The organism is Croceimicrobium hydrocarbonivorans (assembly GCF_014524565.1).
GTDB lineage: Bacteria > Bacteroidota > Bacteroidia > Flavobacteriales > Schleiferiaceae > Croceimicrobium > Croceimicrobium hydrocarbonivorans.
In genome coordinates this window covers 2224950-2239912 of the sequence record NZ_CP060139.1, presented here as the reverse complement: position 1 = coordinate 2239912, position 14963 = coordinate 2224950, and the positions used below count along the sequence as shown (strand labels likewise).

Below are 14963 nucleotides of genomic sequence, written 5' to 3'. Positions count from 1 at the left end.
AATTTCTAGATTTTAATAATTACTCCTATGTACTCAACCGGTCTAACATGAGCGTCTTTATCGCTATATTGAAAAACTTATGCAATGAGTTTATGTCACGGCTTCGTTTCCTATTTTGTTTGCTCTACCTCCTGGCCTTTAACGCCATTCAAGCCCAATATTTCCTTCCCCAGCCTCAGGTATTGGCAGCCGCGAAAGTCAAATCCATTTCGGTGCAAAAGATTGCCTTGCGGCAGGAAAAAATGGGCAAGCCCGAGGCCTTAGATCCCGACTTTCAACGCTCGGAAGCCATTTTAATCACTTACTTTTTTAATGATCGTGGATTAATCGACTCCGTATATCATGGTCCCAAAGAAGATGGCTCTTACTATAAAAAAGAGGTGCTGCTTTATGATTCGCTGGGCAGAATAATAGAGGTTTCAAGCACTGGGATGAGTGGGGAAATCATCAGTAAGACTGAGGTAGTTAAAACGGAAGATGGCAATTGGTATATCCCTTCCTGGGATCGAGGTATTCTGAACTCGGAACTTTATAGCCGCCCGGACTCCATCGTGTACAAAAGCATTATGTACCGTGGCTATGGCAAGTATAAATCTAAAATGATCTACCTCTACGATACGCTTCTGGATCTACGCAGTGAAACCTGGTATCAAAATGATGAAATTCAATCCCAACGTACGTATCAGTGGATATCTGATCAAGGCAAGCCTCAGCGTTTTATCTATTCCGAATATGTAAAGGGTGAAGCGGAGGAAGCCAAGATTGAGACCTATGATGTGGACAGCACCGGCATGGTAATTAATGAGCTTAATGGTTTGATTTGGGATCCCTTCCGAAGTGAAAATTTCTTCGAACGCTTCAAGATATTCAAGGGTTTAAAACATTACCATCAGGATATGTTTAGAGAGGAAGAAATTGTCCATGAACTGGAAAAATCCGAGCTCCTTACTTTCGATGGCACGGAGATAGTTTATCGCTACGTTTTTAGTTACAGCTATTATTGAAAATGCGATTAAAACGAATTACCCTTAGCCTGGGTCTGGTCTCGTTCCTGCTTATCATGGCCGTTTTTCTCTGGCCCCGCAGCTATGATGTAGCAGCCATCCAAGAGCGAACTGGCACACAATTCTGGCAGCTTAAAACCGGTTCCCGTATTGCTTATTACACAATTCCTGCCAGTGGTGAAATCCAAAATTCACCTATCATTTATTTACATGGTGGCCCGGGAGGCTTAATTAAAGATGAAGCTATTACCGCACTAAAACCCTTGACTGAGCTAGGGCATACGCTTTATTTCTACGATCAAATTGGTTCGGGGCATTCAGCCCGATTAGAGGACATTAGTGAGTACAGTGTACAAAGACATCAGGCGGACCTCCACGCTATTATTGATGAGATAGGAGCCGAAAAAGTAATCCTGGCCGCTCATTCCTGGGGCTGTTTATTAGCGATTAACTTTTTACAAGATTATCCAGAGCGAGTGGAAAGCATGATTCTGGATGGCCCCGGCCCCATTCTTCCTATTCGTCATGAATTGGCAGAACAAATTCCTCCGGATAGCCTCCAATTAATCCCACCCGAGTTTAGCAATCGGCAAGCCATCAACAAATGCTACAATTGGCGCGCTCGCCTCATTTTAAAATACGCGCATCGCTTTCAATCGAAACTGGCTTCAGATGAGGAGGTCGATGCTTTTTTCACCTATCTCAATCAAGAACTCAGTAAAGCCACATTTTGTAAAGGTTCCGAAGCAGAAAGCTTTCCAGGAGGTAGCGGCTACTATAGCCACCTGATGACGATTCAAAGTTTCGATACGGTGGAAGACCAACGACAGCTGCTTCGCGAATTAGAATTACCGGTCCTTATTCTCCGAGGGCAATGTGATAATCAGGCATGGGGCTATACCAATGAATATTTAGAGCTCTTTAAAAATTCACGATTGGAGATTATTAATGATGCGGGGCATGCACTATTAATTAGTCAAGCTGAAAAGTACCGGCAACATGCGCGTAGCTTCCTTTTACAGAATAATTGATAATCAATCCAAATAAGCTTGCGATGCCTATTCCCTTAGTATTAGGGCACATTCCTTGCCATCGCTCTTACAGCAGTCTTTGAGCCTGAGTGCTTTTTCTTTCACAAAGACTAAGGCCCCTAATAATGCGTTAAAGGCTCAGTTGATAGAACATTAATACTTATTTTTGCCCTCCTTAAATCATTCGGCTTGTCAGAGGCATTAGTCATTATACCAACCTATAACGAGAAGGAAAACATCGAGCGAATTATCCGCACGGTATTCAGTCTGCGCACTGATTTCCACGTCTTGATTGTAGATGATAATAGCCCGGATGGAACTCAAGAAATTGTTAAGCACCTTCAAGGCGAATATGAGCATAAGCTTTTCCTCCTTCCAAGGGCGGGAAAACAAGGTTTAGGCACTGCTTATATCGCTGGTTTTAAATGGGCTCTGGAGCATCCTTATCAATTTGTATTTGAGATGGATGCCGATTTTTCGCATGATCCTCACGATCTCGAAAAACTCTATGCAGCTTGCAAAGAAGAAGGCTATCATATGTCGGTAGGCTCTCGCTATGTAAGAGGCGTAAATGTGGTAAACTGGCCTATGAGCCGAGTTTTACTTAGCTACTTCGCATCTCGATATGTACGCATCATTTTAGGGATTCCCGTTGAAGACACTACTGCCGGTTTTGTTTGCTACCGCCGGGAAGTACTCGAAAAAATCAATTTCGCTAAAATTCGATTTGTGGGCTATGCCTTCCAGATTGAAATGAAATTCATCACTTATAAGCTGGGCTTCAAAATCAAGGAAGTTCCGGTGATTTTTACCGACCGAACCTTAGGTAACTCCAAGATGAGCACAGGCATCATCAACGAAGCTATCTTTGGGGTCTTGAAACTTAAACTCCGTAGTCTACTCAGACGCCATCAATAGCATTTTTTCAATGAAAAAATTTCTGATTAAAAATGCACGCCTCGTAAACGAAGGCGAAGTTCAGGAACGCGACCTCTACATTGCTGAGGGGCGTATCGTGAAGATTGATAAGAACCTAAGTCAGCGCGACAGCGACACCACCATTATCGACGCAGCCGGATCTTTCGTATTGCCCGGAATTATTGATGATCAGGTACATTTTCGCGAGCCAGGCTTAACTCACAAAGGTGACATTTACAGTGAATCCCGTGCTGCTGTGGCGGGAGGAATCACTTCCTATATTGAGCAACCCAATACCAAACCTGCGGCTACGACTATCGAGAAGTTGGAGGAGAAATACGCTCTGGCAGCTGAAAAGTCCTGGGCCAACTATGGTTTTAACCTTGGCGGTGCCAACGATAATATTGATGAGATCCGCAAACTGGATCCCACCAAAGTACCCGGTGTAAAAGTATTTATGGGCAGCAGTACCGGCAATATGCTGGTAGACGATCGCAAGGCCCTGGAGTTGATCTTTTCTGAATCGCCAGTTCCGGTAATTACCCACTGCGAAGACGAAGAAACCATCCGCACCAATTTGGCCAAAGCCATGGAAGAATATGGCGACGATATCCCAATGGAAATGCATCCGGATATCCGCAGTCGTGAGGCTTGCTTACTCTCTTCCAGCATGGCCGTAGAACTGGCTAAAAAGCATAATACCCGTTTGCATGTATTTCACATTAGCACTGCAGACGAATGTGATTTATTCGAAAAGGATGTTCCCCTCGAAGATAAATTGATTACCGCCGAAGCTTGCGTGCATCACCTATGGTTTAGCCGTGAAGACTACAAGCAAAAAGGCAGTCATATAAAATGGAATCCAGCGGTAAAAGAAGCTTCCGATCGCGATGCGATTTTAGAAGCGGTTATCGATGGCCGTATTGATGTTTTAGCCACCGATCACGCTCCACATACCCTTGAGGAAAAGAATAACCCCTATACCTCTGCTCCCAGCGGTGGTCCTTTGGTTCAGCACTTCCTTCCGGCGATGATGGAATTTGTAAGGGATGAAAAACTACCCATCGAGTTATTGGTAGAAAAGGCTTGTCACAATCCTGCCAAGATCTTTAATATCAAGGAGAGAGGCTTCTTACGTGAAGGCTATTGGGCCGACATTACCATTGTGGATCCTAGCCGACCCTGGCGCGTGGCCAAAGAGAACATCCTCTATAAATGTGGCTGGTCTCCATTTGAAGGCACCACGTTTAGAGCACGGGTTTCCCACACTTTCGTGAATGGTGCCCTGGTCTATGAAAATGGCAAGGTACTTGAAACCAAAGCTGCACAACGCCTCGAATTTGATCGTTAAACGCATTATCCTCATCCTGATTGGCTTGAGCTTTTTACAAGCCTGTGGACCCGATGCCCCTCCCAAATCGGAAGCAATTCCTGATTGGGTCATCCCGGAGGATAAAATGGTGAAAATTCTCACCGATGTACATATCATAGAAGGCGCTCGTATTGGCACCAAAGTTTTAGGTGATAGTCTTAGCGCCAAAGATCATTATGAAGTGCTTTGGCATAAGTATCAGATTAGCCCTGAGGTTTACGATAGCTCCTTTCGTTTTTACAGCCGCAATGCTGAGCGCATGGACTTGATGTATGAAGAGGTTTTAACAAACCTCACCAAATTAAGCTCCGAAGTTCAGGCGAATGGTGCAGATGAAGAGATTGAAGAAGAGGAAGAATCCTAAGCCGGGAAATCTTTTCGATAGCATTCTGCAATAAAGGCTATACTGGTATTTATATCTCGAAATTCCATGCCTAAATCACGGCAGGCCTTATCATTCTTATAATAGTATTTCCCTTGTGCGGTTCGAGCGGTTTCCTTGGTCACTAGGGGTTTAGAGCCGGTTATTTTGCTTTTCAAGGCTTCCCAACGCCAAGCAATTCCTGCCAGCCAGGGCTTTACTTCAAGACTGGGAGGAGCCACTTTTAAAGCTTTCGCTATTTCGCTAAATAAGGATTGATAGCTTCGGTTTTCTGCCGCAATGATATAGCGCTCCTTTTGCTCTCCGCCCGCTAAAATGCAAAGGGCTTCTACCACATCTCGAACATCAACATAAGCATTGACACCCTGGGTATAAAACTTAAAACCCTCAGCGATATTCCTGAAAATTGCGGCAGAACCATCATTCCAGGTACCGGGACCCAATATGATGCAGGGATTTACCATGGCGGCAGACAAGCCCTCCTCAATACCACGCCACACCTCCATTTCGGCGGCATACTTTCCCTTGGCATAGTTAGAATTCTCATCACTCTCTACCCAATAGCTCTCTTCATCAAATTCATGTTGATCGGGCTTCCGGCCCAAAGCCGCTACACTACTTACATGGACAAACCGTGGAACTTGATGTTGCAAGGCGGCATTCACCACATGGGCGGTGATTTTTCGGTTTCCTTCTATTAGGGCCTTTTGGTCCCGTGGATCAAAGGATACCACTGCTGCCGTGTGGTAAAATACTGCACTACCTGCCAGGGCCTGATCTACATCAATGATGTCTAAAAGGTCCGCTTCCTTCCACTCTAAATTGGCCTGATAATCAGAAAGATTATCGCCATAATAGGCAAAGATGCGCTCCACTAAGCTACGATCTGAAGAAGCCCTATGTAGGGCTCTCACCTGCTTGCCTTCTTTGAGCAGTCGGTGCACTAGATGTGAACCCACTAATCCGGTAGCGCCACTTACGGTATGCAACATCTTTTTTTTGCGAAGTTAATTATCCCGCTTTAATGCCCGCCCTCTAAGGGCAATGCTATAATTTTGCGCGGTAAATATTTTTTGGATGAGCAATTTCGTTGAAGAGTTACGCTGGCGCGGGATGTTGCATGATGCTATGCCCGGTACTGAAGATCAATTAGCAAAGGAAATGACCTCGGCTTATGTAGGTATTGACCCTACCGCTGATTCCCTGCATATTGGCCACCTGGTAAGCATTATGATGCTGCGTCATTTCCAGAATGCTGGTCACCGTCCACTTGCCTTGGTTGGTGGAGCCACCGGTATGATTGGTGATCCTTCTGGCAAAAGCAAGGAACGTAATCTGCTCGACGAAGCCGCTCTTCGCCATAACCAAGATGCCATCAAGGCTCAATTAGCACTCTTCCTCGATTTCGATAGTGATGCCCCCAATGCCGCTCAATTGGTGAATAACTACGATTGGATGAAGGAATTCAGCTTTCTGGATTTCATTCGCGATGTGGGTAAGCACATTACAGTGAACTACATGATGGCCAAGGATTCGGTTAAGAAACGCTTGAGTGGCGAAGGTGAAGGCATGTCCTTTACCGAATTTACCTACCAATTGGTTCAGGGTTACGACTTCCTGCATCTTTACCGTGAGTTCAATTGCAAATTGCAAATGGGCGGATCAGATCAGTGGGGAAACATCACCACCGGAACGGAGCTCATTCGTCGTAAAGAAAGTGGTGAGGCCTTTGCCTTAACCTGCCCATTGATAACCAAGGCAGACGGTGGGAAATTCGGGAAAACCGAAGAAGGCAATGTTTGGTTAAGCGCCAAACACACTAGCCCTTACAAGTTTTACCAATTTTGGCTCAATACTTCGGATGCTGATGCCGAGCGCTATATCAAGATTTTCACCATGCTAAGCAAGGAGGAAATTGATAGCCTGGTTGAAGCACATCAAGCCGAAGCACATCTCCGCCAATTGCAAAATCGCCTGGCGGAAGAGGTTACCACCATGGTGCATGGAAAAGATGCCTTGGAAAATGCCATTAAAGCTTCCCAAATCCTTTTTGGTAAGAGTACCGAGGACGATTTACGCGGTTTGGATGAGGAAACCTTATTGGATGTTTTCAGCGGAGTTCCCCAATTCGAAATCAGTGCAGCTCAGCTAGCTACTGAACCCGAAATTGTAAACTTCCTAGCTGAGGAAACCAGTATTTTCCCTTCTAAAGGTGAGGCCCGCAAAATGGTGCAAGCCAATGGTGTAAGTATCAATAAGAGCAAGGTAGGGATGGACAAAAAGATCGGTGAAGCGGATCTGATTGGCGGCAAATTTATCCTAGCTCAGAAAGGTAGGAGAAACTACTTTCTTATACGCGTAGTTTAAAGCGCCAGGAAGGTATAGATGATATCTTCCATCACCTCTTTTTGGGACTCACTTACTTTGTAGAAGTAGTAGGTTTTAAAGTTACCGTCTTCGACGAATTCTTTGATCTTCTCTACTTCTATAGTATGTCCATTGGTGATAATGGTGTAGGGGCTGGAACCACGGAAAACTACAATCAAGCGGAAGTCTTTTTGCTCGGAGCTTACCTTATCGGTTTCATAAATTACTTGGGCTTCAAAGCCTTCAAACTCGCGTGATTCCGCATCATTGGCCTCCCAAAGTTCCGCAAATAGTTCTTGTTGCTCACTGCGGTTCTTCAAGGCTAAGATTTTGGATATCGCTTCCTCAGGAACACTTCCATCTTCAATCTTAGTTTCGAAAATATAGCCCTGTACTACCGCGCAAAGACGAGTATCACTGCGAAATCCTTTCAGGGTATCGATGTCATATAAACGCAAAGACTCCAAAGCCTGACCAATTTTCGCCCCTTCCTCATTATAAAAGGCAGCTCCGGCCGAAAGACGATTATCTGCTACATCCGCTGGTTTCAAAAACACTTTTTTGCGTGCCTTATACCAACCATCTTCTGGCTCATAAGTGTAGATATGTTCACCGGAATTCAGTTCAAAAATGGCAGAACCACGGGCCTTTTCGGAGAACTGGGCCTTTTCTTCCAAAATTTGAGCATCTAATGAATAGCCTGTAAACAAGGCCAAGAAACTAAGAAGGAGAATGGTTCTTTTCATATCAATCAATTCGCTCATAAAACGTTAAAAGCAGTTTTTTAGTTGGTTAGCCAATCATAAGATTGCAGCCACGTACCTCAGCGCGATCAAAGCGTCCTAAAACTTCGAAGCTAGCATCTTCATAACAACGACCCAAATCCTGGGTTTCAATAAATGCACAGCTATCTAAATTAGCCAGGTCAATAATATTAAGTCCACCGGTTTTACCGTAGGCCGCACGACTAAAGGGATCTTCCATTTCTCGACTGTATACTCGCATGGAATCCGGTGGGTAAAAGCGCCCAGCCCCAGGACTATAAGCTTGTGAGAATAGCTCTGTCATTCCATACTCCGAGTGAATAGCTTCTACTTGAAAGGCCTCCTTAAAAATCTGATGCAAATCCGATCGTATCAATTCCTTGCGACGCCCCTTCATGCCTCCGGTTTCCATAATAATTTGCCCGGATAAATCCTGCGGAAATTGCTCAGCCAAATCCCACAGGGCAAAGCTTACACCCAGTAATAAAACCTTCTTGCCCTCGGCTTGCTTGCAGCGTAGCTTTTCCGCCAAAGCCTTTAGATCATGAAGATAAAAGCCGCTATCGGGATCGCTGCTCAGATTAATAAAATGCTGCGCCATTCGAACCAGAGAAGAGCCCTCACGCTCCAAATAGGCAGGCAGCAGGGCTAGAACACAAAGGTCTTGGATGGCACCATAACTGGCCTCAAAAATTCTTTGGGTACGGAGGTCATAAAAATCCGGATCATAGGCTGCATGTTTACTTTGGCCATAGCCTCCGGTGCCCGAACTACGGAAATACAGTGGGGCTTCACTTTTAAAAATGCTGAGCTGTTCTTGCTTAAAAAAGTCGATGGGTAAAAATGGGATATCCTCGAGAGCTTTCACCTGATCAGGCGTCCCCTTCACATAATTGCACCATTGCTGATAAACGGGATTATGAGCATACTGAATTTGATATAAGTCCATTGCAGCCTTTTCAAATTCCAACTTTTCACCCGAGCGTAGCGTCTCTTTTATACCTTGGTAAGCGGAAATTTTATTCGCTTCTTGTACGTTTGTAAACATATGCTAATGCGCTTCACAAAGATACTTATCCTCGCGAGCCTCAGTTTATTTCTGATCATTGCCTGCGAACAAAATCAAAAATTTGGTGATGTCCCCAGCCTGAGCTGGCGTAAGGCAAACTTTCGCTATTTGGGCGATACGGCTGACAATCGCCGGGTGGTTGATCTTACCGTTTACTTTACGGATGGCGATGGCGATATTGGTCGTGAAGACGAGAACAGCTCCGACACCTGCGATCTTGCTAATTACAGTCGCTTTTTGGAACGCTACGACCTCTTTATTTACTACTATGAACAAGTGAATGGAGAATACCGCGAAATTACCCCTCAGGACAGCTGTCTGCCCTTCCACAACATCTTGCCTAACCTCACCCCTACCGGACAGAATAAAACCCTGGAAGGCGAAATAACGACTCCTTTCGACTATGCGAATTTTCCGGTAAACAATACCGATTCGATTCGATTTGAGTTTTTGCTGGTGGATAGAGCCGGACATGAAAGCTCCCGCATTATCGGGAAGTCCATCTCTATAAAAAATTAATATTTATAGCTCTGGTGAATGGCGCTGCTCACATTGGTGGCGTGATCTACAATGCGCTCCATTTCTGCTAAAAGATCGGAATAGTACATCCCACTCTGAATGCGGTACCTACCCTTCTCTACTTTGTCGATATAATCACTTTTTAAACGACTAAAAAGCTCGTTTACATTGCGCTCAACCTTACGAGCCTCCTCGTAGAAACTTTGATTTTCCTCGGCGTCCACATTTTTCACCATTAGGTCTAAACTACGAGACACTAATTCGGATAATTGCATTACGCTATTGCGCATTTCCGGAGTGAAATAAGCCTTTTGCTGCTTGCGATTGGTAAGATTCCTACTTACTTCTAAATAGATATCGCCAATACGCTCTAAATAATTGGCGACATGCAACATGCTTCGCACTCGACCCGATCCTTCGGCACTTAAATCCGACTGACTCACCTTACTGAGGTAATTGGATATCTCCATTTCCATCCGATCCGAAATATCCTCGTACTTCTGAAGCTTGGCCACATAGGATTCCAGCTTCTTTTCGTCCATTTCCGTAATCAGTAGCGGGATAAATTTATAGGCCTTGCGAATCAGATCAGCAAATTTCACTAATTCTTTACGGGCTTCAATCATAGAAAGCTCTGGTGTGGCTAATAGGCTGCTGCCGATATAGTCCAGGCTAAAGAGCTCATCTTCGCTACTGCGTGAGGGCACCATCCAAGTGGCAACCTTAACCAGGAACTGCACCAGATTATAGAAAATAAGCAGGTTGAGCAGGTTAAAGGTGGTATGGAATAAACTTAAGGCTAAAGGAATAACCTGGTCATTATCCATGGGGTTTGCCCCGAAGAGTATATCACTGAGATAGGCAATTATATTGAGGAAGGGACCTATCAATAAAACCGCCCAAATCACCCCAAAGAAGTTAAAGAGAAAATGCGTCCGCGCAGAACGCTTAGCATGCACATTCCCAACTACTGCCGCGATATTGGCGGTGAAGGTAGTACCAATGTTCTCTCCCAAAATAATAGCCGCTGCCAATGGGAAAGAGATTAAACCATTGGCAGTAAACACCAAGGTTAAGGCCATAGCAGCACTGGAAGACTGTAATAAGAAAGTAGCCAGCATCCCCAGGCCAACAAATAGGAAGCTTACACCCACATTCTGTAACCAATCCCCTTGGATGAACTCATATTGCTGTAAAAAGTTTAGCAAGAAGCTATTCTCTTGCCAGGCGGGCATTGATTCCCGCATAAAGGATAAGCCAATAAATAGAATGGCAAATCCGAAAATCGCCTCTCCATATAAGCGCAATTTAGCCTTTGCTAAAAAGAGCATAGGAAAGCCAAAAGCCAGAATAGGTAATGAAAGCTGACTGATTGATAATTTCCCCATCCCCAAAACCGACACCAGCCAAGCGGTAACCGTAGTACCCACATTGGCCCCCATGATTAAGCCCACCGAATGCTCTACAGTAATTAAACCCGCATTCACGAAACTGATAATCATTACGGTGGTAGCCGATGAAGATTGTAAAATTCCGGTTACCCCGAATCCCGTTAATACCCCCCAACTTTTATGAGAGGTCATGGCGCGCAAGGTTCTGCGCAATCGGGCCCCGGCGAACTTTTGAATAGCCTCGCTCATCACCTTCATTCCGAAGATGAATAAGCCCAAGGCTCCAATCAGGGAAAGAATATTATAGAGTAAGTCAGCCAAATTCATAAGCTTAAAAAAGGACCCCCGCTTGGCGAGGGTCCTTCAGCTAATTCTATTTTAATCTAATACTAGCGTAGAACCATTTTGCGGATCACTTCTTGACCTTCGGTTTTCACCTTCACCAGGTAAATACCGGCCGCCAAGTTAGTTAAATCCACTTGCAATTCTTTGGCAGTGCTCAGCTTGCTGTAAATCAGGGCACCATTCAAATCCATGATCTGAATTGATTTTTCCTGAGTATTTCCAGAAGCGATAGTGAATACTCCATTGCTAGGGTTAGGGTAAAGAGTTAAGCTCTCGCTTAAGATTTCATCCAAACCAATTGCAGACTGATCGCCAGGGCTACCCACATCACCGTTGATAGAGGTATAAGCTCCATTTACGCCATCTACAGAGGCACCTACTAGAGCACCCATCATATCGAACTCAAGGCTGAAACCAGTAGTCACATCAGCTGCGGTATAAGCAGCAGCAGAAATCAAACGACCGGCATCATCATAAAGGTTTACTTCATCTCCATTAGAGCTAAAGCCAGAGAAGCCATTATCAAACTCATCTCCTTCATTAAGGATCAATAAGCCTTGACCATTTTGTTTCCACTCAGTTTCCCAGGCAGCTACATCAGCATCAGCAACTTCTACGAAAAGAGCAGTTCCGTTAGCAGGAATCTGTACGCTGCTAGTGATGGTGTGCTTACCAGCTTCGCGGCTGTCATCATCCCAGCTAAAGCCGTTCAAGTTTACTGAGCTAGAACCCATGTTACGCACTTCGAACCAATCACCATCAACAGGAGCACTTAAGCTACTGCTTGGCATTACTTCGCTGATGTACAATTCTGGTAAGGTAACCGGAATGATATCATTGGTATCGCGAGGGAAAATTTGGTAACCTTCATCGTGAGGAATGCTAGAATCAAACTGACCACCGGCACCAATCACATCAAAGTATCCCATTAGAGGCTGAGTACCATCGATATCGGTATCGCTATCAATACGCATTACCAAGGTATCTTGTCCGTTGGTGATTTCCATATTCACGCTGCTTCCTGCAAATACAGGCCAGGTGCTAGGATCTACTAAATAGTAACCATTCAAACGGATGTAATCACTTTCAGTTCCTTCATCCAAACCGTAAACCTGACGAGGCTGACGTAAAGTAACACCACTCGCGATTAAGGCGATAGAGTCAACTTGAATTTCAATTAATCCATTGTAGAATTCAATTGAACCAATAGCGCGGATAGAGTCACCACGTTGTACTTGGTAGCCACTAGCCACATCATCATAATTAAACACATTGATAGCTCCAGTAGCATCGTACATATAGAAGCTATAACCATTGTTTCCATCAAAGTCATCGGTAAATACAGTACCTACCAATTTACAAGTAACTCCTAATGAATCAGGAATAAAGTCGGCATCTACACCTCTTACCTGACCAATAGTGTAAGTAGGGATATCATTGTCTTCGATAATGAAGGCAGTGCTGGTTTGAACACCGGCAACTAAGCCTGCACTAACACCAATGATATCTACATATAAAGTCTCGTTACCTTCAGTAATCAAGTCGTCAATCACATTAAAGGTGATTGATACTGAATCGGAACCAGCTGGAACAACTAAGTCTAATAAACCGGTTACAGGATCGGGAGCAGGACTGATAGTACCATCGCTAAATCCTAATCCAGCACCTAAAGCAAACTGTAAGTATACAGTATCAGCAGTAGTATTGGTTGGTGCTACGTTTAAAGTAAGGTAAGTGGTACCGATACTTTCGATGGCACTTTGAGTAGGCATCGCAAACTCAACGGTTGGAACCGCAGGAACTACACAGTTGCTGCTATGGTTACCGAAGAAACTGAAGGTATTGCTAGGATGAACATCCCATTCGGTAGCTCCAATAGCCCAATTAGTTTGACCATTGCTTACGGTGGCCATGCGCACTAAAGTATTATTAGCAGTAGAACCGCTACCTACAGGCCAGTTAGAACCTGGGTCAACTCCAATAACACCAATAATATCAATGGTGTCTCCCATTACGGTATCAACCAAGAATAAGGCATCATCACCATTGAAGTGTGCCACACTTGGGTAAGATAAAGCGGTATCAGCGATCGCCAACATGGTGGGGTCTGAGGCATCATTAACGATGGTATAAACATCGCCTGAGGCTAAGGTTCCCATTAAGTTGAATTCTGCAAGAGCAGTACCACCGTTAGAACTCATATATACTTTATAAGGCCCCAAGTCTAAGTTTCCGGCAGTTGGGTTATAAACCTCAAAGCCTTTATTGTTGGAAGAACCTTCGATATACTCGCTGAAGAAAGGTGCACTACAAGGTACAGCAACCACGGCAGGGATAATATCGGTTGAATCGCGAGGAATAATTTGATAGCCTTCGTCGTAAGGAGAGCTGCTGTCAAATTGACCACTAGCACCAATTACATCGAAAGGACCAGTAGGAGCGGTGCTTCCATCAATATCAGTATCGCTATCAATTCGCATAATTACGGTATCCACCCCATTGGTGATATCCACGTTGGCGCTGCTACCAGCAGATGGCCATTGTGAAGGAGTAATCATGCTGTATCCATTCAAACGAATTAAGTTTCCTTCAGTAGACTCATTGGCTACAGGAACATTCATTGGAGCATTTAAGCTGATTCCGGTACCTAATACCTGAATAGAATCCACATCGATTTCCAATAAACCATTGTATTGAGCAATAAAGCCAAATACACGGATAGAATCACCACGACTTACTTGGTAACCATTAGGCTCATCTACGTTATTGTAAACATTGATAGCACCACTATTATCATACATAAAGAAGGAGTAACCATTGTTTCCATCGAAATCATCAGTGTAAACAACACCGTCAATTGCGCAGGTCACGTTTAATGAATCGGCTGCACCACTGGCGTCGATACTGTTAATTTGAGAAACCTGGTATAAAGGAACTCCATTGATAATGGTAGGTAATACCACAATATCAGTGATATCACGAGGATGAATTTGGTATCCATTATCGTAAGGTGAGCTGCTATCGTACTGTCCACCAACACCAATAACATTGAAAGTTCCCATTGGCGCAGGGTTCTCATCAAGATCAGTATCGCGGTTTACACGTAAAGTGTAGGTATCGGTTCCATTAGTGATGCTTACGTTGGCATTGCTTCCTGATGAAGGCCATTGTGAAGCAGAAACCAAGTAAAAACCATTTAACTGCACTAAGTCACTTTCAGTAGTTTCATCCAGAGCAGTTACCACGCGAGGCGCACGAATGCTAGCGGTTCCTAATACTTGGATAGAATCAACATTGATTTCAGTTAAACCATTGTAAAAGGCAACATCACCAAATACACGGATAGAATCTCCGCGGCTTACTTGATATCCATTAGGCTCATCCACATTATCATAAATGTTAATGGCACCAGTATTATCATATACATAGAATGAATAACCAGTACTCCCGTTAAAATCGTCGGTAAACACCACTCCATCAATTGAGCAGTTTACACCGATAGAATCGGGAAAGAAGTTAGCATCTAAAGTATTAATTTGAGAAATTGTGTAAGCCGGAACTCCTACAGACGCAATTCCAGCGCTGTTTGAAGAAGGCATTAAACCGGCCTGAGTAGAGGAGGCTACGGTTGTTTGGGCATTACCTGGATGAGAGATCATCAAGGTGGCTACAGTAGCCATAAATACCGATAATTTTCGCTTCATAGTAAGGGATTTAAGACAAGCAAAGGAAGGTCTTTTTTCAAGATCCTTCCTTCGCCGAAGATTATCAAATTTTTAATTCGGTAAGTCTGCCGAAAGG

General features: G+C 44.2%; 12 protein-coding genes. 7 read left to right on the top strand and 5 right to left on the bottom strand.

Translation table 11 applies throughout. The features are described 5' to 3' along the window. Positions 1-92 precede the first annotated feature (92 nt). The 5 genes from H4K34_RS10000 (at position 93) to H4K34_RS09980 (ending at position 4689) form a co-directional block, all read left to right on the top strand. Positions 93-1004, top strand: coding sequence for a hypothetical protein (locus H4K34_RS10000; protein WP_210757280.1), 912 nt, complete (start codon positions 93-95; stop codon positions 1002-1004). Positions 1005-1006: 2 nt separating this feature from the next. Further along, positions 1007-2035 (top strand): alpha/beta fold hydrolase, encoded by a 1029-nt coding sequence (locus H4K34_RS09995; RefSeq protein WP_210757279.1) that lies wholly within the window; start codon positions 1007-1009, stop codon positions 2033-2035. A gap of 189 nt (positions 2036-2224) precedes the next feature. Next, a complete protein-coding gene (locus tag H4K34_RS09990) occupies positions 2225-2953 on the top strand; it encodes a polyprenol monophosphomannose synthase (RefSeq protein WP_210757278.1) in 729 nt (242 codons plus the stop codon). Between the two features lie 10 nt (positions 2954-2963). Further along, the gene (locus H4K34_RS09985) at positions 2964-4304 is read left to right on the top strand and encodes a dihydroorotase (protein WP_210757277.1); all 1341 of its coding nucleotides are present in this window, start codon (positions 2964-2966) and stop codon (positions 4302-4304) included. Continuing rightward, the gene (locus tag H4K34_RS09980) at positions 4294-4689 is read left to right on the top strand and encodes a DUF4296 domain-containing protein (protein WP_210757276.1); all 396 of its coding nucleotides are present in this window, start codon (positions 4294-4296) and stop codon (positions 4687-4689) included. The genes H4K34_RS09985 and H4K34_RS09980 overlap by 11 nt, the downstream gene beginning before the upstream one ends. Here the strand turns inward: H4K34_RS09980 and H4K34_RS09975 are convergent. After that, complete coding sequence (locus tag H4K34_RS09975; protein ID WP_210757275.1) at positions 4686-5699, bottom strand: NAD-dependent epimerase/dehydratase family protein; 1014 nt, start codon at positions 5697-5699, stop codon at positions 4686-4688. The genes H4K34_RS09980 and H4K34_RS09975 overlap by 4 nt on opposite strands. 85 nt (positions 5700-5784) lie before the next feature. Here H4K34_RS09975 and tyrS point away from each other — a divergent pair, with 85 nt between their 5' ends. Next, positions 5785-7074, top strand: coding sequence for a tyrosine--tRNA ligase (gene tyrS / locus H4K34_RS09970; protein WP_210757274.1), 1290 nt, complete (start codon positions 5785-5787; stop codon positions 7072-7074). On the opposite strand, the gene H4K34_RS09965 is transcribed toward tyrS, so the two are convergent. Then, complete coding sequence (locus H4K34_RS09965; RefSeq protein WP_210757273.1) at positions 7071-7820, bottom strand: hypothetical protein; 750 nt, start codon at positions 7818-7820, stop codon at positions 7071-7073. The genes tyrS and H4K34_RS09965 overlap by 4 nt on opposite strands. A gap of 46 nt (positions 7821-7866) precedes the next feature. Next, complete coding sequence (locus H4K34_RS09960; RefSeq protein WP_246452093.1) at positions 7867-8886, bottom strand: acyl transferase; 1020 nt, start codon at positions 8884-8886, stop codon at positions 7867-7869. 6 nt (positions 8887-8892) lie between these two features. Here H4K34_RS09960 and H4K34_RS09955 point away from each other — a divergent pair, with 6 nt between their 5' ends. Continuing rightward, complete coding sequence (locus H4K34_RS09955; RefSeq protein WP_210757272.1) at positions 8893-9426, top strand: hypothetical protein; 534 nt, start codon at positions 8893-8895, stop codon at positions 9424-9426. Here the strand turns inward: H4K34_RS09955 and H4K34_RS09950 are convergent. Both H4K34_RS09950 and H4K34_RS09945 read right to left on the bottom strand, forming a co-directional pair. Beyond that, positions 9423-11138: a Na/Pi cotransporter family protein gene (locus H4K34_RS09950; protein WP_210757271.1), complete on the bottom strand. Its 1716-nt coding sequence runs from the start codon at positions 11136-11138 to the stop codon at positions 9423-9425. The genes H4K34_RS09955 and H4K34_RS09950 overlap by 4 nt on opposite strands. Positions 11139-11206: 68 nt before the next feature. Then, positions 11207-14866: a lamin tail domain-containing protein gene (locus tag H4K34_RS09945; RefSeq protein ID WP_210757270.1), complete on the bottom strand. Its 3660-nt coding sequence runs from the start codon at positions 14864-14866 to the stop codon at positions 11207-11209. Positions 14867-14963: the final 97 nt, after the last annotated feature.